Source organism: Leeuwenhoekiella obamensis, from assembly GCF_055391795.1.
Map to the genome: position 1 here is coordinate 1,226,333 of NZ_AP029251.1, position 17,438 is coordinate 1,243,770.

At 36.4% G+C, this 17,438-nt stretch carries 22 protein-coding genes; 13 read left to right on the forward strand and 9 right to left on the reverse strand.

Annotation, left to right across the window (positions count from 1 at the left end; genetic code table 11):
- The first annotated feature begins 5 nt into the window (after positions 1-5).
- The gene (locus ACZ5L8_RS05470) at positions 6-689 is read left to right on the forward strand and encodes a class I SAM-dependent methyltransferase (RefSeq protein ID WP_464440268.1); all 684 of its coding nucleotides are present in this window, start codon (positions 6-8) and stop codon (positions 687-689) included.
- A gap of 27 nt (positions 690-716) precedes the next feature.
- On the opposite strand, the gene ACZ5L8_RS05475 is transcribed toward ACZ5L8_RS05470, so the two are convergent.
- Positions 717-1,874, reverse strand: coding sequence for a cysteine desulfurase family protein (locus tag ACZ5L8_RS05475; RefSeq protein ID WP_464440269.1), 1,158 nt, complete (start codon positions 1,872-1,874; stop codon positions 717-719).
- A 110-nt stretch (positions 1,875-1,984) separates the two neighbouring features.
- Between ACZ5L8_RS05475 and ACZ5L8_RS05480 the strand changes: the two genes are divergently transcribed.
- Positions 1,985-2,926, forward strand: a complete 942-nt coding sequence (locus ACZ5L8_RS05480) for a hypothetical protein (protein WP_464440270.1) — start codon at positions 1,985-1,987, stop codon at positions 2,924-2,926.
- On the opposite strand, the gene ACZ5L8_RS05485 is transcribed toward ACZ5L8_RS05480, so the two are convergent.
- On the reverse strand, positions 2,927-3,454 hold the full coding sequence (locus tag ACZ5L8_RS05485) for a Smr/MutS family protein (protein ID WP_464440271.1): 528 nt from the start codon (positions 3,452-3,454) through the stop codon (positions 2,927-2,929). It lies immediately after the preceding gene.
- Between the two features lie 108 nt (positions 3,455-3,562).
- Between ACZ5L8_RS05485 and ACZ5L8_RS05490 the strand changes: the two genes are divergently transcribed.
- The 5 genes from ACZ5L8_RS05490 to ACZ5L8_RS05510 are packed head-to-tail and all read left to right on the forward strand — an operon-like array spanning position 3,563 to position 6,807.
- The gene (locus ACZ5L8_RS05490) at positions 3,563-5,509 is read left to right on the forward strand and encodes a T9SS type A sorting domain-containing protein (protein WP_464440272.1); all 1,947 of its coding nucleotides are present in this window, start codon (positions 3,563-3,565) and stop codon (positions 5,507-5,509) included.
- A gap of 17 nt (positions 5,510-5,526) precedes the next feature.
- Positions 5,527-5,793 carry a DUF2752 domain-containing protein gene (locus tag ACZ5L8_RS05495; protein ID WP_464440923.1) on the forward strand — a complete coding sequence of 89 codons (267 nt, stop codon included), beginning with the start codon at positions 5,527-5,529 and terminating at the stop codon, positions 5,791-5,793.
- The gene (locus ACZ5L8_RS05500) at positions 5,794-6,042 is read left to right on the forward strand and encodes a CD225/dispanin family protein (RefSeq protein WP_464440273.1); all 249 of its coding nucleotides are present in this window, start codon (positions 5,794-5,796) and stop codon (positions 6,040-6,042) included. It abuts the gene before it with no gap.
- Between the two features lie 14 nt (positions 6,043-6,056).
- Positions 6,057-6,464: a DUF2752 domain-containing protein gene (locus tag ACZ5L8_RS05505; RefSeq protein ID WP_464440274.1), complete on the forward strand. Its 408-nt coding sequence runs from the start codon at positions 6,057-6,059 to the stop codon at positions 6,462-6,464.
- Positions 6,465-6,474: 10 nt separating this feature from the next.
- Entirely contained in the window at positions 6,475-6,807 is a 333-nt protein-coding gene (locus tag ACZ5L8_RS05510) for a CCC motif membrane protein (protein WP_464440275.1), read from the forward strand.
- A gap of 72 nt (positions 6,808-6,879) precedes the next feature.
- Here ACZ5L8_RS05510 and rocD read toward each other — a convergent pair whose 3' ends face one another.
- Entirely contained in the window at positions 6,880-8,121 is a 1,242-nt protein-coding gene (rocD, locus tag ACZ5L8_RS05515) for an ornithine--oxo-acid transaminase (protein WP_464440276.1), read from the reverse strand.
- A gap of 176 nt (positions 8,122-8,297) precedes the next feature.
- On the opposite strand from rocD, the gene rlmD reads away from it, so the two are divergent.
- The 6 genes from rlmD (at position 8,298) to ACZ5L8_RS05545 (ending at position 13,798) form a co-directional block, all read left to right on the forward strand.
- Entirely contained in the window at positions 8,298-9,710 is a 1,413-nt protein-coding gene (rlmD, locus tag ACZ5L8_RS05520) for a 23S rRNA (uracil(1939)-C(5))-methyltransferase RlmD (RefSeq protein ID WP_464440277.1), read from the forward strand.
- 17 nt (positions 9,711-9,727) lie between these two features.
- Positions 9,728-10,210: a DUF6452 family protein gene (locus ACZ5L8_RS05525; RefSeq protein WP_464440278.1), complete on the forward strand. Its 483-nt coding sequence runs from the start codon at positions 9,728-9,730 to the stop codon at positions 10,208-10,210.
- On the forward strand, positions 10,176-10,925 hold the full coding sequence (locus ACZ5L8_RS05530; RefSeq protein ID WP_464440279.1) for a DUF6048 family protein: 750 nt from the start codon (positions 10,176-10,178) through the stop codon (positions 10,923-10,925). Before ACZ5L8_RS05525 ends, ACZ5L8_RS05530 begins: the two co-directional genes overlap by 35 nt.
- Before the next feature lie 27 nt (positions 10,926-10,952).
- Positions 10,953-11,744, forward strand: a complete 792-nt coding sequence (locus ACZ5L8_RS05535) for a TrmH family RNA methyltransferase (RefSeq protein ID WP_464440924.1) — start codon at positions 10,953-10,955, stop codon at positions 11,742-11,744.
- 163 nt (positions 11,745-11,907) lie between these two features.
- The gene (locus ACZ5L8_RS05540; protein ID WP_464440280.1) at positions 11,908-13,347 is read left to right on the forward strand and encodes a sulfatase-like hydrolase/transferase; all 1,440 of its coding nucleotides are present in this window, start codon (positions 11,908-11,910) and stop codon (positions 13,345-13,347) included.
- Positions 13,348-13,525: 178 nt separating this feature from the next.
- Positions 13,526-13,798, forward strand: coding sequence for a hypothetical protein (locus ACZ5L8_RS05545; protein ID WP_462598394.1), 273 nt, complete (start codon positions 13,526-13,528; stop codon positions 13,796-13,798).
- A gap of 80 nt (positions 13,799-13,878) precedes the next feature.
- On the opposite strand, the gene ACZ5L8_RS05550 is transcribed toward ACZ5L8_RS05545, so the two are convergent.
- The 6 genes from ACZ5L8_RS05550 to ACZ5L8_RS05575 form a co-directional block, all read right to left on the reverse strand.
- Positions 13,879-14,073, reverse strand: a complete 195-nt coding sequence (locus ACZ5L8_RS05550) for a cold-shock protein (RefSeq protein WP_464440281.1) — start codon at positions 14,071-14,073, stop codon at positions 13,879-13,881.
- A 261-nt stretch (positions 14,074-14,334) separates the two neighbouring features.
- Positions 14,335-14,652: a hypothetical protein gene (locus ACZ5L8_RS05555; RefSeq protein ID WP_464440282.1), complete on the reverse strand. Its 318-nt coding sequence runs from the start codon at positions 14,650-14,652 to the stop codon at positions 14,335-14,337.
- Complete coding sequence (locus ACZ5L8_RS05560) at positions 14,649-15,227, reverse strand: RNA polymerase sigma factor (protein WP_464440283.1); 579 nt, start codon at positions 15,225-15,227, stop codon at positions 14,649-14,651. The genes ACZ5L8_RS05555 and ACZ5L8_RS05560 overlap by 4 nt, the downstream gene beginning before the upstream one ends.
- Positions 15,217-15,549 (reverse strand): DUF6249 domain-containing protein, encoded by a 333-nt coding sequence (locus tag ACZ5L8_RS05565; RefSeq protein WP_464440284.1) that lies wholly within the window; start codon positions 15,547-15,549, stop codon positions 15,217-15,219. Before ACZ5L8_RS05565 ends, ACZ5L8_RS05560 begins: the two co-directional genes overlap by 11 nt.
- 11 nt (positions 15,550-15,560) lie before the next feature.
- Positions 15,561-16,679 (reverse strand): serine hydrolase domain-containing protein, encoded by a 1,119-nt coding sequence (locus ACZ5L8_RS05570; protein WP_464440285.1) that lies wholly within the window; start codon positions 16,677-16,679, stop codon positions 15,561-15,563.
- 154 nt (positions 16,680-16,833) lie between these two features.
- Entirely contained in the window at positions 16,834-17,259 is a 426-nt protein-coding gene (locus tag ACZ5L8_RS05575; protein ID WP_464440286.1) for an OsmC family protein, read from the reverse strand.
- Positions 17,260-17,438 lie beyond the last annotated feature (179 nt).

Below are 17,438 nucleotides of genomic sequence, written 5' to 3' on the forward strand. Positions count from 1 at the left end.
AAAGTATGGATATCATTAATTGGATAATTTCAATTTTATTATTAGGCATTCTGGGATTTTTTATAGGAAAGTTCATCAAGCACAAATCGCTTTACCCGTTTATGCCCTTTCGATACAATTTTAAAAGACGAAGAAATACCTTTAAAAAAACGCTAGAACTCTTATCACAAACAAAAGCCCAAACCATTATTGAAACTGGTACTTCACGAGAAGGATTAAAAGGTGCAAAATCCAATGGCGCAGCAACGCTGGTTTTTGGCAAATGGGCCCGTGAAAATAATGCAGAACTGCACTCAGTAGATATTAGTCAAAAATCAGTTGATGTAGCCCAGCAATGGGTTGAAAAATGTAATCTCACTGAAAATGTTCAAGTGCATCTTAGTGATTCTGTAGCGTTTCTTGAGAAATTTGACAATAAGGTTGATCTGCTCTATCTAGACAGCTTTGATTATACTCCAGATCGAGCAATGCAGATCGCATCTCAAGAGCATCATTTAAAGGAGTTTATTGCAATACAAGATAAGCTGCACAAAGACACCATCGTGCTAATAGATGATTGCAAACTTCCTGGCGGTGGTAAAGGAAAAATGGTTATAAAATATATGCAAGAACAAGGCTGGAAGATCCTAATAGAAAGCTACCAAGTGCTTCTTTTGCATAAGGATTCTATGATTCTACAGGAGCAATAATTTTTGCAGAGATTAAAAAGATCAGAATTAATTGAAAACAGGCTCTTCAAGAAACTGCTTGATCGTTTCAACTACATAATCTACTTCTTCTTTAGTATTATTATGGCTAAAACTAAATCGCACTGAAGGTTTCTGTTTATCCTCATCGTTTAAAAACGCATTAAGAACATGGCTTCCTTGTTCACTACCGCTTTGACAAGCACTACCTTTAGAACAAGCAATTCCCTTAAGGTCTAACTGAAAAAGAAGTAACAAATTCTTCTCTGGCGGCACAGGAAGACACACATTAAGCAATGTATATGTACTTAAAGTACTATCGCTACAATTACCATTAAATTTCACTCCGGGAACTTGAGCCAATAATTGTTCTTTAAAATATTCCTTGATCTCAAGAATATATTTACGGTCGGTCTCAAGGTTTTGGTAAGCGATCTTAAATGCTTCTTCAAGACCTACAATATTGTGAACTGACTCTGTACCTGCACGAGCACCACGCTCCTGCCCTCCTCCAAAGATTAAAGGCTTCAACTTTGAGTTTTTTCTGATGAAAGCAAATCCTACACCTTTAGGACCATGAAATTTATGAGCACTCGCTGCTATAAAATCTACTGGCGTCTCTTGCAAGTCAACTTTAAAATGCCCTACACTTTGCACCATATCGCTATGAAATAATGCATCATGCTCTTTACAAATTCGGCTTACTTCTGCTATGTCTAGCATATTGCCTACCTCATTGTTAATGTGCATCAAACTTACGAGAGGTTTTTTGGCTGCAGCCAAAAGATCTTTAAGACTATCAATATCAATACTACCGCATTCTTTAATTTTAACCAGTTTAATTTCTATATCAAACTGCGCTTGCATTTGTTCAACGCTGTGCACAACGGCATGATGTTCAATTGGGCTGGTGATTATAGTTCTCACGCCTAGATCACGCACACAACTATTGATTATGAGATTATCTGCCTCCGTACCTCCTGAAGTAAAAATGATCTCGCCAGCAGTAACGTTAAGTTCTTTAGCAATGGTTTTACGCGCATTTTCGATAAGGCTTTTTGCCTTTCTGCCCTCAGCATGCGTTGATGATGGATTACCCGAAACTTCTTGCATAACCTGCACCATACGCGCTATTACCTGCGGGTGAATGGCTGTTGTGGCTGCATTATCAAAATATACCTGTGGCATTGTATGGATCATTTTAAAAATCGCACAAAATTACCAAGAATAAAATTATTTAAGAACCGAACCGTTTGTAATATTCAATTCAATTATTTTTGTCAAAAAGAGCTAAACGCATGAAGCGCATTTTTATACTTATTTTATCTGTTGTTTCTTTCATCTCTTGTGATGACGGTGATATTATTGTTACCAGTTTTGATCTGGGTGATGATGTTGCTGTAAATCTTTGTAGAACAGCTTCTACTAATGATCCTAATAACATTAATTATGTTTTTTATAAGATCAACAGAGAGACTAATGAAACAATGGCGCTTAGAATTTCTACAACAGATCCTATTCTTTCCCAACTGACTACTGAAAGTGAATTGTACACTTATAGATTGGGGAATACAAACAAGTTAGTTTACAGACGTTTCGACGGCACGCCAGACAACTCATATTTCTGTAATCCTATACCACCAGCAAGTCCTGTGAGTATAGAAGAATTCTTAGGAAATGACGGTACGATTACTATCGCAACATTAGGAGATCTTGACGATAACGACGGCATCGCAGAAGAATTTGAAGTTTTACTTGATGGCTCTGAAGACCTTGATGGCGATGGAATCCCTAATTATTATGATTGGGATGATGATGGTGATAATGTACCTACTTCTTCAGAAGGAGTTGCGCTTTTAGAAGATGGATCCATTGATTATGAAAATTCGCTAGATACAGATGGTGATGGAATTCCAAACTTCATGGACCCTGATGATGATGGTGATGGAGTTCTTACCAGAGATGAAGATAAAGATGGGGATCTTAATCCTAATAATGATGTAACAGATGACTCTGAAGGTCCAGATTATTTAAATGCTGCTGTTGCTGTAGATTATAACATAAATGAATATAGAGAGAATCCATTTGCTATTAAAAACATTACATTGACAATTGACTTGCAAGATGTAACTTTCACTAATCAAAATGCAGATGAGACGATCTTAACTGATAATCTTAGCGTTTGGACTTATGAGGCTGCAAGTATTCAAAACACAATTAAGCCAGAGTTTGTAGAATAATTAGACGTTCTGCATAATGTAGATCTCTGTCGCTCCTTGACCGTATTTTTGGTAATTAGCGTCATAATATTTCACATTCTCATATCTAGAAAAAAGATATTCAAGTTCGGCTTTAAGAACGCCCTCGCCCACTCCGTGAATAAAAACCACTTTCGGGATTCTTTTTCTAATGGCAAATTCTAGTTGCTTTCGGGCTGTATCGATCTGTAAGGTGAGCATATCATAATTACTCATCGATCGTGGGTTTCTTACAAGTTGGTTAATATGTAGATCAACCTCCATCGGCGGAATTTCGCCTTTTTGCTTCTTTGCGACTTTCTTTCTTTTTATTGTAATCTTTTCGTTTATTACTTGCGCAGGAATTTCATCAATAAGGATATCTTCAACCACCACAGCTTCTGCAGGATCAATTTCAAAGACAAAACCATCTGATGTTTCTATTTTGAGATTTTCTTTGGCTACAGCCAAAATAACTCCGCTAAGATCATCATTAAGCAATTCTATTTTCTGTCCTGGTTTAAATTCCATTATTTACAAGTTATTTCACAAATAATAATCGATAATGTGCGTAAAATTATAGTTAAAAAGAATTATGAATCAATAAATTATATATTTTTGCAATATAATTATGCCCTTATGAAAAAGCTCTACCTACTTGCAATTTCATTACTTCTTACATCTAGCTCATTTTCACAGCTTTATGTTAAACCTATTAACTCTGGAGGAGGCGATGAAGCATACGTCTACAACAAAGGAACAATTCTTTTTGTCAAGCAAGATATAAATCTTGACGGTGGTTCTCCGGATCAAATAGAAGGAAATATCTATTTGCGTGACGAAGGTCAATTAATGCAGGGAGTTACTAAAGATTTTGATAACGCTGGTACAGGTATTGTTTCGGTGTATCAAGTAGGAACTACAAATGCATATGATTATCAATTTTGGGCTAGTCCGGTAAATGACCCTTCAAGTGGAGGGACTCTAAGTGATGGAAATAGACCATTTAATCTTAACGAGGTAAGTTCTGGCGGAGGTTTGTATGATGCAAAAGATAACACTTTGAGTAACCTTGCTAATTTTATTACAGATTATAATGGTTATACAACATCCGATGCTTCTGTAGGGGTTTCAAATCTTTTTATATCAAATAGCTGGCTTTACAAATTTGTAAATGGAAACAGTTATAATGATTGGTCATACATAGGCCACACTGTAAATTTAGAACCAGGTGAAGGTTTCTCTATGAAAGGGCTAGATAATGATCAAACTCCGTACACGTATGACTTTAGAGGTCGACCAAACAATGGAGATATTGAAGTGGCTATAGAAGGTGATAACCAAAGTCTTGTAGGAAATCCTTATCCTTCAGCAATAGATTTAAATTACTTTATTTTAGCAAACTCTGGAGCCTCATTTGGTACATTAAACTGTGGAGGTACAGAGACTAAATCATCTCAAGATGTTATTACTGGAGAAGCCTATTTTTGGGAATCGGATTCTTCTGTGGAGTCTCATTACCTTGCAGAGTATCAAGGTGGATATGGAACATATACACCCGATGGTGATTGTGACATAAATTCAGGAACGTATGTTGCTGCTACTTTTAGTATGTATGATGGTGAAGGTAATGATCTCTCTCAAAACGTAGGTGGTGGTGATAATACTATAGAACGAAGATATTCTCCTATTGGTCAAGGATTTTTCGTTGTAGGTGATAATGCTCCAGTGGGTAGTAAAGTTATTTTTAAAAATGCTTATCGATCTTTCGTGAAAGAAAGTTCTTCTTATTCTGACTTTAAGAAATTAGAGTCCGTAACTAGCAAAAATGGTAAAAGAGACAAGATTAGTCCAGATCGTACTGTTCACGATGAAGAAACTGGTCTTGCTGTGACTCCTAAATTTAGAATGCTTACTGGCATAAACAATACATACGTGCGTGAAAACGCGGTTGTATTTAAAGATATTGCGACAGCAGGCTTTGATAAAGCTGGGGATGCACACCAGATCTCAGAGCTACCTACTGATATAAATTTTGTTATTCCAAGTGAAGAATTACCTATTGTAACCTTTTTTGATCAATGGTCTATCGATAACGAGATTCCTTTAAAGATTAATGCAAACTCCAACTCTAACACATACAGCATTAAAGTAAGCTCGATCAATTTCAACACAGAAGGAATCTGGATCTATGATGCTAATTCAGGGGAATATCATGATATCTTAAATGCTACTTATGATCTATCGCTTCCTAAAGGTGACTACACTGGTAGATTTAAAGTTGTTTTTCAGAATAAAGAAAGCCTTGCAATTGAGGATGCTGAAGAAGTTAGAAACTCATTTGCTGTTTTTCAGAATAACAAGCAAGCACAACTTACTATTCTAAACCCTAATCGCGAAACGCTTAGCGAGATCATTGTTTTTGATATCTCTGGTAAATTGATCACTTCTAAGATCAATGAAAATGACAATGAACGCGTTTTTGTTTCTACGTCAAACTGGAGCGATGGTGTTTATATCGTTCAGGTAAAAACTGCGCAAAACATAGAGGTGTCTAAAAAAGTTTCTGTTCTCAACAAAAACTAATATTTATGGAAGAACACATGCTGCCTTGCCTAAATAAAAAATTATTTGGGTTTGATTGCATGGGCTGCGGTTTTCAGCGAAGTCTAGCTTTTATTTTTAAAGGAGAGTTTGCGAATGCATTTCATATGTATCCTGCTATCTATCCATTCATTTTTTTGATAGGTTTCTTGATCGCTACATATTTCGTTAAGTTTAAATATTCTACTTTTATAACAACAAGTCTTGGCATTCTTACAGGGCTTACTATACTTATAAGTTACATATATAAACTAACGCATTATTAAATGAACAAACCAAAGAACTACCTAGTTGAATCAATTCTTGCCACTATCCTTTGTTGTATGCCTTTTGGTATCGTAGGGATTGTGTTTGCCTCTAAAGTAAATTCAGAATATGATGCAGGAAATTATGAAGCTGCTGAGAAAGCTTCTAAAAATGCAAAAACGTGGACATTAGTTTCTTTCGGTGTTGGTATCGTAACAATTGTTATCAGTATAATATTTGGTTTGGCAGGAGCAGTCTTCAATTTCTAGAAAAATTCTAAACATTGAATAAAAATTTAATTTACCCAGTAATCGCTTTTATAATAGTATTGCTGGGTATTTTTTATTTCTACTTTGATCCGTTAGAAGAATCATTTTTTCCTAAATGTCCCTTCTACTCTATTACAGGATTTTATTGTCCCGGGTGTGGCAGTCAGCGTGCACTTCACGCGCTTGTACATCTTGATATTTTAGGAGTTTTGAAGAATAATATTCTCTTTCCTTTAGGTCTATTAATTTTCGCCTATAATATCGTTGTTCAATTTTATAAGTATAAAGGTCGCAATATCAATAATTTGATTAACGCGAAATATACTCCCATAATATTATTAATGATCGTTATTATTTTTGGTATTTTACGAAATATAGATCAAAAACCATTTACATATCTTGCACCTGTAATCACTAACTAATCACATTAACATGGAACAACAAAAATTACCAAACGCAACGCTTGCTCTCGTCTTAAGTATTGTATCCTTACCACTTTGCTTTTGCTATGGTTTAGGTTTAATCCTAGCGATAGTTTCTCTTATTTTAGGTAAGAAAGCGATGAATAAATTTAACGCAGACCCAGAATTATATACTGGCAAAGGCCAAGCGCAAGCAGGATTTATAATTTCGATTGTAAGTATTATATTAAACTTAGTCTATCTAGGCTTTGTTATCTGGTTAATAAGCGTCGTAGGTCTTGAAACTCTCATGAATGATCCTCAAGGTGCTCAAGAGGCAATTCTAGAGTCTTTCGGGCAATAGATCTAATTCAACTATAATAAAAAAGCGGCTCAACGGCCGCTTTTCTTTTTTCCTTTCGCTGCAGCGAAAAGATTATTTCTCAAACTGCTTAAGCGTAGAAGTGATAATAGATATACACTCATCTAACTGTTCCTCGTTCATAACAAGAGGTGGCGCAAATCTGATGATATTACCGTGTGTAGGCTTAGCTAAAAGTCCATTTTCTTTCATCGCTACACAAATATCCCATGCTGTGCTGCTATCTTCGCTATCATTGATCACAATAGCGTTAAGCAATCCTTTACCACGCACAAGATTAACGATATTGCTTTCTGCAATATAATCATTAAGCTTATCGCGAAAATACTGCCCAAGCTTCTCAGCGTTTTCGGCAAGATTTTCATCCTTGATAACCTCTAGCGCAGCCATTGCAACAACTCCTGCAAGTGGATTACCGCCAAATGTAGATCCATGTTGACCTGGCTTAATCACGTTCATCACAGCATCATTTGCTAGCACGGCCGAAACAGGATAAACTCCGCCAGAAATAGCTTTACCCAGAATTAGAATATCTGGTTTTACATTCTCATGATCAACAGCAAGTAATTTACCGGTGCGCGCGATTCCTGTTTGAACTTCGTCTGCTATAAAAAGTGCGTTGTGTTTTTCACAAAGTTCTTTGGCTTTAGCCAAAAATCCATCTTGTGGCACATAAACGCCAGCTTCACCTTGAATAGGTTCTACTAAAAATCCTGCTACATTTTCTTCTTGCAACGCTTTTTCTAGCGCTTCAGTATCATCATACGGGATCTTAATAAATCCAGGTGTATATGGACCAAAGTTCTTGCGCGCATCCTCATCATTAGAAAACGAAATAATAGTCGTCGTTCTACCATGAAAGTTGTTCTCACACACAATGATTTTGGCCTCAGCCTCATGAACACCTTTTTCTTCATAGGCCCATTTACGAGCGATCTTGATCGCCGTCTCAACAGCTTCTGCACCTGTGTTCATAGGTAGCAATTTGTCAAAACCAAAATAACTGGTTGCAAATTGCTCATACTTACCCAAGATATCGTTATAAAATGCTCTAGAGGTAAGCGTTAATGTTTGTGCTTGTTTTGTAAGTGCGCCTACAATTTTTGGGTGGCAATGTCCTTGATTTACCGCACTGTAAGCAGATAAAAAGTCATAGTAGCGTTTGCCTTCTACATCCCAAACATAAACACCTTCTCCCCTGCTTAAAACCACAGGAAGTGGGTGATAATTGTGGGCTCCATATTTATCTTCTAACGCAATGGCCTCAGAAGAAGTCATCCCTTCAAAAGTTAACATGACAATAAAAATTTTAAGTGAAAAATATGTGATTCCTACTTGAGAGTTTTGGCTTTAAGCCAAATAAAAAAGGAGAGAAATCATCCTTTTGCATCTTATGCCTGCAAATTAATGAATCTGCCATTACTTTTTAGGATAGACACGGTTAATCTTTACAATTACATTATTTTTGCGGCGTGGCAAGAAAGAGAAACGCAAGAAAAGTATTTACCCAGGTCGAGGTAGTTGACGCTGGGGCAAAAGGAAAAGCTGTAGCAAAAGCGCCAGACGGCCGAGTTATATTCTTAAATAACGCGGTGCCTGGTGACATTGTAGATGTACAAACCACAAAGAAGCGCAAGGCGTATTTTGAGGGTTCTGCAATAAATTTTCATAGGCTTTCGCCAAAAAGAACTGAACCCGTATGTCAGCACTTTGAGTCATGCGGTGGTTGCAAATGGCAAAACATGGCTTATGAGCATCAGCTAGAATATAAAGAGCGTGAGGTTTTAAATAATCTTACACGCCTAGGAAAAATTGAACTTCCTGAAACTGAAAAGATCGCTGGTAGCGCTGAGCAATATTTTTATCGTAATAAAATGGAATTTTCATTTAGCGATAGTAAATGGCTCACTTTAGCGCAAATACAAAGCGGTGAAGAGATCAAAGATAGAAATGCTTTAGGCTTTCATATTCCTGGGATGTGGGATAAAATTCTGGATATTGATAAGTGTCACCTTCAGCGCGATCCTAGTAATGCGATAAGAAATGGCATTAAAGATTTCGCGAAAGCGAATAACTTACCATTTTTTAATACGAGAAATCAAGAAGGTTTACTGCGCACATTGATGATCCGTACTTCTACGACTGGTGAAGTGATGGTTCTTATTCAGTTTTATGATGATAATAAAGCGCAACGCGAACTGGTTTTAAACTATGTAAAAGAGAATTTTCTTGATGTTACTTCCCTACTTTATGTGGTGAATCAAAAAGGAAATGATACGATCTATGATCAGGAAGTGATTTGCTACGCTGGTAACGATCACATCTTTGAAGAGATGGAAGGTTTGCGTTTTAAGATCAATGCAAAATCTTTTTATCAAACTAATAGCGCTCAGGCTTACGAGTTGTATAAAATCACTCGTGAGTTTGCTGATCTTTCAGGTGATGAGACTGTTTTTGACCTTTATACAGGTACAGGAACGATCGCTCAATTTGTAGCAAAGCAAGCAAAAAAGGTAATTGGTGTAGAAGCTGTGCCAGATGCGATCTTTGCTGCTAGAGAGAATGCGCAATTAAACGGTATTGATAACGTTGAGTTCTATGTGGGCGATATGAAAAATGTATTTAACGATGCATTTATTGCCACTCATGGTCAACCAGATGTTGTAATTACAGATCCACCGCGCGACGGGATGCACAAAGATGTTGTTGAACAACTTCTTAAAATTGGAGCGCCAAAGATCGTTTATGTGAGTTGTAACAGTGCAACACAAGCGCGTGATCTTGCTTTGCTTGACGAAATGTACAAAGTGGCTCGTGTGCGACCTGTAGATATGTTTCCACAAACGCATCACGTAGAAAATGTTGTATTATTGACAAAAAGGTAGCGAAAGCTCAATACTCTATGATAAAGAAATTGCTTTTGGGAATTTTTGTTCTTGCTCTTATTCTTATCGCTTGTGAGCGAGATGATATTTGTGCGACAACTACACCCACTACTCCACAGTTGGTCATACAGTTTTATGATATAGAAAATCCCAGTGAGGCAAAAAGTATTGTGCTAGCGGTAAACGAAGTAAACAATCAAGATACCTTGTTTTACTCTCAAGACACGATCCTTAAAGTTCCTTTGCGCACAGATGCAGATCAAACGATATTTAATTTCACTAAAAATCCAGGTGGAGAATTAGAAGATACAGACGTCGTGACTTTTAATTATGACACAAAGGAGTTATACATAAGTAGAGCCTGCGGATTTAGAATTTCATACGATAATCTTTCAACTATTTATACTCCAGGTAACGATACTCGCTGGATAGACGATCTACAAATAGAATCACAGACCATCACAGATGAAGAAACTACACACATTAATATATACCACTAGTATATTTTTTCTTGCGTGTTTTCATCTGCAAGCGCAAGATCAAGGCATAGAACCAGAGCAAGAAATTGGCAGAACAGTCTCTACTCCTGCGGCAGATTCTATTGCAAATGCTTATAAACAGGATTATGGTTTGCGCATAGGTGTAGATCTAAGCAAGTTTATACGCACAGCGCTAGATGAGAATTACAGTGGTTTTCAGATCACGGCAGATTATAGATATAATAAAGATTATTACATCGCGGCAGAACTTGGTAACGAGACACGCACCTCTGTAGAAAATACATTTACCGCAGAAACATCTGGTAGTTATCTAAAAGCCGGTTTTAATTACAACGCTTATGAAAACTGGTATGGGATGCAAAACATCATTTATGCTGGTTTACGCGCTGGTTTTTCTAGTTTCAACAGCGAGTTAGGCGAATACACGATCTATACTACAAATCCATATTTTGGACCAGATGTGCGTCAAGGTGATTTATCTTTTAAAGGTTTGAACGCAACTTGGCTAGAATTTACAGCAGGCGTTCAGGCAGAGCTTTTTGCTAACTTCTATCTGGGGATTAATCTGCAGATAAAGCGATTGATCACAGAAAAATCACCAGATGGTTTTGGTAATTTATACATTCCTGGGTTTAACAAAGTCACGACTGCGAGTAAATTTGGAACTGGTTACGGCTACACGCTAACCTATTTAATTCCTATTTATAAGAAGTAGTCAACTGCTACTTTAAATTTTCTGATGATGAAAGAAATTTCTAGTTTACAGAACGCGCAGATCAAGCAACTGGTACAGCTTCAGGAAAAATCTCGTGAACGTCGCAAGAGAGAACTTTTTATCATAGAAGGCTTACGCGAAATTCTCTTAGCCGCAAGAAATGGTTATCAAATCACTGAAGTTTATTGCTGCCCAGAGATTCTTCAAGATAGCTCTGTTTTATATAATTTTTCTACTGAAGTTTCGCTGACATCAGTAACTTCAGAGGTTTACAATAAGATCGCTTACAGAGGTTCTACAGAAGGTATTTTGGCTGTAGCCAAATCAAAACAGCACGAGTTACAAACGCTCAATTTACCTGAAAACCCTCTAATTCTTATAGCCGAAGCTCCTGAAAAACCAGGAAACATTGGTGCATTGTTGCGCACCGCTGATGCTGCAGGTGTTGATGCATTTATCATTGCAAACCCTAAAACAGATCTTTACAATCCTAATATCATTCGCAGCAGCGTAGGCGGAGTTTTTACTCAAGAGATCGCAATGGCTTCTTCTAATGAGATCATCGATTTTCTCAAAGCAAAGAATATCTCAATTTACAGCGCGATACTTCAAGATGCGGTTGCATATCAAACTCAAAATTTCACTTCATCAACAGCAATTGTGGTTGGTACAGAAGCGCATGGCCTTACTGAGATCTGGAGAGAAAATTCTACTCAAAATATTATCATCCCAATGCAAGGTGAGATCGATAGTATGAATGTTTCTGTGGCTGCGGCTGTTCTCATTTTTGAAGCAAGAAGACAACGAGGCTATAAATAATGTAGTTGAAATACATTCAAAATTCTGTTATACAGTATTTTAAGTTGTTTTTAAATTCAGACAATATTTACAGTGTTTTGTAAATGTAATTTTTACATTTAACTATTGAGATTGTATTATTCTGACAACGCAATCGATTTCTATTACTACTTAAAATCTTTTTATGAAAAATTTACTGGTATTCTTTATGGTACTAAATATTTTTTCCGCTTGCGGCACAAAGCCAAAAGATGGAAAATCATCAGACAAAAAGAAACCTAATGTTATTTTGGTATTTATCGATGATATGGGTTGGTCTGATCTTTCAAACTTTGGGAATACAGAAGCATCCACACCTAATATTGATAAACTAGCTTCTCAAGGTATCGCCTTTGAGCAGTTTTATGTAAATGCGCCTATTTGTTCGCCATCTCGTGTTGCGATCACAACAGGAACGTATCCTCAACGCTGGAATATCACGTCTTACCTAGCGCATAGAAAAGCAAACGAAAACCGCGGAATGGCTCAATGGCTTGACACCACAGCGCCTGTTCTTGCTCGTGATCTTAATAATGCTGGTTACGCTACAGGACATTTTGGCAAATGGCACATGGGCGGACAACGCGATGTGGATGAAGCTCCTTATATCACAGAATATGGCTTTGATGAGTCTTTAACCAACTTTGAAGGAATGGGACCAAAACTTTTACCACTTACCAAAGATGCTGAAGGTAATGTGGGTCGCATTTGGGAAGATGCTGAACGCTTAGGCGAAGGTTACCGCTGGATGCAACGTTCTGAGATCACAACAGGTTTTGTAGATGAAGCTTTAGACTTTATGAAAAGAGCCCAAGCAGCAGAAAAACCTTTTTATGTAGATGTTTGGCCAGATGATGTTCATAGTCCGTTTTGGCCACCGTTTGAAGATTATGATCTTACAAAAGAAGATGGTAAACGCGCATTATATCTAGCTGTTCTAGAGGCGATGGATAAGCAATTCGGTAAATTATTTGATTATGTAAATTCTAGCGAAGAATTGCGCGAGAATACTCTGATCGTTTTTTGTTCTGACAACGGGCCTGAGCCTGGTGCAGGGACTTCAGGCAATCTTCGTGGTTTTAAAGGACATTTATATGATGGTGGAATTCGATCTTCAATGATCGTTTGGGGACCTGGATTCATTAATAAAGACGCTGTAGGTACACGAAATAAGAAAACTCATTTTTCAGCAATAGATCTTAAGCCTTCTATTCTTGAGCTTACCGGCGTAGGAACTCCTAAGGGTGAGATCACAGATGGTGAGAATGTGCTTCCTACCATTTTGGGCGAAAGCCAAGATTCTAGACAAGCGCCTATTTTTTACAGCCGTCCGCCAGATAGAAAAACATATAATGGTTTTGACAAACCGCTACCCGATCTTGCGATGCGCCAGGGAGAATTTAAACTGTTGTGTGATTATGATGGCGGCAGACCAGAGCTTTATAACATTCATAAAGATCCTGAAGAAAAAAATAACTTGGCTGATAAAAACCAAGAAAAGGTAAAAGCAATGACAAAGCAAGCTGTTGCCTGGTGGGAATCTATGCCTAAGTTAAAGAAACCAGCCGGTAAAAAAGGTAAATAGACTTACAAGACACAAAATAACTTCAAAGATCGCTCTTAATTGTAAGGGCGATTTTTTTTTTTTTTGGCTGCAGCCAAAATATTAAAAACACGATTTATTAAAGTATTACTAAATCACATAATTATAACATAATTGTATGATTTGATGTGTAATTTGGGGGTAACAAAAAAATTGAATCATGAATAAGCAACTTAGCAAAACAGTAGTAAATACAGTAAAACAAAATAAAGGTGCAGGTCTAATCGCACTGGGAAGTATCGCTCTAGGAGCGCTAGCCGTTTTTGGTTACAAGCGCCTTCCAAAAGAGAAAAAAGATGCTATCAAAGAGAAATTGAATGAGGCTGGCCAGAAAGTGAAAGACACGTATAGTGAGCTTGAGGCAAAGGTTAAAAATCAGTCTGAAACTATTGAGCAAAACGCTCAAGAAGAGTTTAAAACGGTTACAGCATAATTTGTAACCTCAATTGTAAAAGAAGAAAAGCCCGTTAAACTAATATTTAACGGGCTTTTTCAATAAACAATAAAGTATTATTAGTCGATAACTTTTACGTTAACCGCATTAAGTCCTCTATTACCTTCTTTAAGATCGTATTCCACTCTGTCACCTTCTCTCACTTCATCAATTAAACCTGAAATGTGAACAAAATGGTCTTTGTTAGCACCTTCTTCAGTGATGAAACCGTAACCTTTTGAATCATTGAAGAATTTTACTGTTCCTGTACTCATTGTAATGTAATTAAATTAAAAATATTGAATGACAAAGGTGATGTTATTAATTTGATTTATAGTGAATTAATCTATCTTTTTTTCAAAAAATATGAAATCAATAACATTTAAGGCTTAAAACCTTAGAGAATAGCACTTTGTTGAGTTTATAATTCTAAATTTTATCAATATTTCTACTGCTAGAACTTTGATCAGCGCTCAGATCTTTCTCAAATCAATTATAATTCTGCGCGTTTAACTTGATTTTAAGGAATTATGAGATCAGTAATTCTTCAATTTTAATTGCTGTTTGTGAAGCGTTATTATTTGGCTGCAGCCAAATAATATTAAAAACGACCACGTCACTGGGATTAAAATACTTCCAGACCAATTATTGATTCTGCATAATTGAAACAAGAAAATTCCCGACACAATTGAAAGCACTACAACTACAGCAATAAGTTTAATTACTGAAAAGGTAGGAAGTGGTTTCTCAACGCTTTGCTCCTGCTCTATTTTTGACATTAAGCTATCAGTAAAATTTGCTGAAGTTTTATGTTCAACACTTTTTATCAAGTCTTTTAATTTATCTTCTTTCATAACAAATTGTTTATTTCTGGTCCTAGAATTTTTTTTAGTGCCGTTTTAAAATTCTTTCTACCTCTATGCAAGTCAACTCTTATTTTAGACGATGAAAATGCTGTAATTGATTCGATTTCTTTGAGATCACATTCGCAGAGATAAAAAAGCCGGAGAGAGATAGCTTCATCTGCTTTGATCATCGTTAATGCTTGCTGTATATATTCCTTTTGTATTTCTTGGTTTAAAAGATCATTTGGTAAATCTTGTTTTGTTGTGCTTTCGGTGTATTCAATTTCATCTAGATGGATTTGTCTTTTTTCTTTTCGCAAGACATTGTAAGAAGTATTCACAACGATCCTGTAAAACCAGGTAGCGAATTTTGACTGAAATGCAAAACTTGGAAAACTTTTGTAAACCTTTATAAAGGACTCCTGCAGAGCATCTTCTGCTTGGGTTTTATCTTTTAAAATAGAAATCGCTAAAGACAATCCCTTGTCTTTATAATGATCAACTAACACCCGAAAAGCTTGTAAATCGCCATCACGAGCTTTGCAAACCAAATCATGATCTTTATCCTGAAATCTATTTGCCAAGTTTATCTTCTAACAGATTTGCTGCGATCAATCCTAATCCTCCAAAAAGGATTATCGTCCCCCAAATGAGAAGATCTGCGGTGTCTTCGGCCAACTCAAATAGTGTGAAAATACTGCTGATCATCAGTCCTACTCCTAGACCAATTAAAATTCCACCTGAGTGAAGAAGTCTTTTTTTTGAGAATAACGGTGAAGGTTTCAAACCGTTGTTTGCCATTGCTTTTCTGATCAAATACGTGTAATGTGCGATTATAAAAACCACGACAGTGATGAGTAAAAAGAAACTTACTCCAAAGATCACTTCTTGTATAGCTTCAGCCATGATGTATGAGTTTAAAAAATTGGACCTATAATTTCGTTAAGCGCTGTTATTAAAGGAATCGCTTTATCACTATTTGTAAAAAAAACTATCCCAAATTTCTTCTCAGGCAAAATCATCATATAAGATTGAAAGTCGTGATTGTTGCCCGTGTGCATATGCATTGTACCGTATGGCGTATTTTTTTGAGCCATCCCAAGTCCCCAGCCAGTTTGACCAACCTGTTGTTTTAATGGATTATCATCCTTAAAATGAGAATGTTCTGCAAACATATCTTTAAATGTATCACTTTTTAATCCTTGTTGCTTTAACAGCGCAATTAAAAATTGAGCATATTCCTGAGCTTCAGAATGTAAACTGCTATATGCATTAAAACTTTTGCAACTCCAGCCGCCAAATTTTGGATTGTTTTGCGTTGATTTATTCTCAGAATCATGGCCATATGCTTTATGTTTTTCTAAATAATCATCCCAAACAAATGTGCTGTGCATCATATTTAAAGGCTGTGTTACCTCGTGTTGAAAAAGCATATTCAATTCATGATTTAAATCCACATTTCTGAGTTTTGCGATCACAGCCGCCAAGTATTGAAACGCTTCGCCAGAATACATAAAATCTGTTCCAGGTTTAAAAGCGAGTGAAATTAGTTTACCATTAGAATGATTAGGAAAACCCGTGCGATGAGACAAAACCATCCTTGCGGTAATTAGTTTATAATCTTCCTTTGAATCTTCTGCAATGCCCGGATGCGGTATATATTCATACAGCGGTTTATCAAGATCAAGAATTCCGCGATCTACCATTTTTAAAGCGAAATATGCAAAAATGGGTTTGCTTAAGGATGCAGCTTCAAATATGGTTTGATCATCCACCAGAGTTTTTTCTTCCATTTGGGTTACCCCAAAAACACCATGATATTTTAAACTAGAATCATTAATGATCGCGATAGATAACCCTGGCATTTCAATAGCTTTTATAATACTATCGATCTTAAAATTTAATTCATTTTCAGTAATAGTTTTTCCTGAAATTGTGTTGATTACATCATTCTTTTGTCCAGAAATACAGTTAATTGAAAGAATAAAAGCCAATACTAAAGCTATTGGCAAAGTGTGATTTTTAAAAATTGTCATTGTGTCGATTTTTGATAGATGAATGTTTTCGTAGTGCTAACATTCTTTGGACACAGCGATTAAAAAATATGTTACAAGAATTTTTAGATTTTGGCTTTAAGCCAAAAAAAAGCGCTCACAATGGAGCGCTTAGTAGTTTAGTGTTGTGTGAATTCTATTTTAAAGAAGCCTCTAGCTTTACCTCAATATTAGGGTTTAAAGACTTAGAAATAGGGCATTCTTTCTTTGCTTTTTCAGCTAGCTCAATGAATTTTGATTCTTCGATTCCATCAATATCTCCATCTACTTTAAGCGTTACCGTTGTGATCGCACCGTCTTCAAAATGTACGTCTGCACTAGTATCTAAAGCATTTGGCGTGAAGCCTTCCTCAGTAATAAATGCGCTAAGTTGCATGGTATAACAACCGGCATGCGCAGCACCAATTAATTCTTCAGGATTTGTTCCTGGCTCATCCTCAAAACGGATCTTAAAACTATATGGTTGCTCATTAAGCACTTTACTTTGGGTAGTGATTTTACCTTTTCCTTCCTTTACGGTTCCTTCCCAATGTGCTTTTGCGTTTCTTTTAAATTTTGGCATTTCTTTTTCTTTTTGTTTTTGTTTTCACTAAAAGTACTCATAAACACCATCGATGCCATAAGCTTTAATAATTCGTTGAGTGTATTTTAAGAAGGGTTTATCTTTTGGCTGCAGCCAAAAAATATCACAATACCTTAAAACTCCCTTAAATTTTAAGGTTTCTCTTCTTCAAAAGGTTA

Excerpts from the sequence above, each read along its gene's own strand:
- ACZ5L8_RS05555 (WP_464440282.1), bottom strand. The coding sequence starts at position 14,652 with ATGAAAGAAGATAAATTAAAAGACTTGATAAAAAGTGTTGAACATAAA.
- ACZ5L8_RS05525 (WP_464440278.1), top strand. The coding sequence starts at position 9,728 with ATGATAAAGAAATTGCTTTTGGGAATTTTTGTTCTTGCTCTTATTCTT.
- ACZ5L8_RS05500 (WP_464440273.1), top strand. The coding sequence starts at position 5,794 with ATGAACAAACCAAAGAACTACCTAGTTGAATCAATTCTTGCCACTATC.
- ACZ5L8_RS05570 (WP_464440285.1), bottom strand. The coding sequence starts at position 16,679 with ATGACAATTTTTAAAAATCACACTTTGCCAATAGCTTTAGTATTGGCT.
- ACZ5L8_RS05545 (WP_462598394.1), top strand. The coding sequence starts at position 13,526 with ATGAATAAGCAACTTAGCAAAACAGTAGTAAATACAGTAAAACAAAAT.
- ACZ5L8_RS05530 (WP_464440279.1), top strand. The coding sequence starts at position 10,176 with ATGAAGAAACTACACACATTAATATATACCACTAGTATATTTTTTCTT.
- ACZ5L8_RS05480 (WP_464440270.1), top strand. The coding sequence starts at position 1,985 with ATGAAGCGCATTTTTATACTTATTTTATCTGTTGTTTCTTTCATCTCT.
- ACZ5L8_RS05490 (WP_464440272.1), top strand. The coding sequence starts at position 3,563 with ATGAAAAAGCTCTACCTACTTGCAATTTCATTACTTCTTACATCTAGC.
- ACZ5L8_RS05540 (WP_464440280.1), top strand. The coding sequence starts at position 11,908 with ATGAAAAATTTACTGGTATTCTTTATGGTACTAAATATTTTTTCCGCT.
- ACZ5L8_RS05495 (WP_464440923.1), top strand. The coding sequence starts at position 5,527 with ATGCTGCCTTGCCTAAATAAAAAATTATTTGGGTTTGATTGCATGGGC.
- ACZ5L8_RS05550 (WP_464440281.1), bottom strand. The coding sequence starts at position 14,073 with ATGAGTACAGGAACAGTAAAATTCTTCAATGATTCAAAAGGTTACGGT.
- ACZ5L8_RS05470 (WP_464440268.1), top strand. The coding sequence starts at position 6 with ATGGATATCATTAATTGGATAATTTCAATTTTATTATTAGGCATTCTG.
- ACZ5L8_RS05475 (WP_464440269.1), bottom strand. The coding sequence starts at position 1,874 with ATGCCACAGGTATATTTTGATAATGCAGCCACAACAGCCATTCACCCG.
- ACZ5L8_RS05510 (WP_464440275.1), top strand. The coding sequence starts at position 6,475 with ATGGAACAACAAAAATTACCAAACGCAACGCTTGCTCTCGTCTTAAGT.
- ACZ5L8_RS05485 (WP_464440271.1), bottom strand. The coding sequence starts at position 3,454 with ATGGAATTTAAACCAGGACAGAAAATAGAATTGCTTAATGATGATCTT.
- rocD (WP_464440276.1), bottom strand. The coding sequence starts at position 8,121 with ATGTTAACTTTTGAAGGGATGACTTCTTCTGAGGCCATTGCGTTAGAA.
- ACZ5L8_RS05575 (WP_464440286.1), bottom strand. The coding sequence starts at position 17,259 with ATGCCAAAATTTAAAAGAAACGCAAAAGCACATTGGGAAGGAACCGTA.
- ACZ5L8_RS05565 (WP_464440284.1), bottom strand. The coding sequence starts at position 15,549 with ATGGCTGAAGCTATACAAGAAGTGATCTTTGGAGTAAGTTTCTTTTTA.
- ACZ5L8_RS05535 (WP_464440924.1), top strand. The coding sequence starts at position 10,953 with ATGAAAGAAATTTCTAGTTTACAGAACGCGCAGATCAAGCAACTGGTA.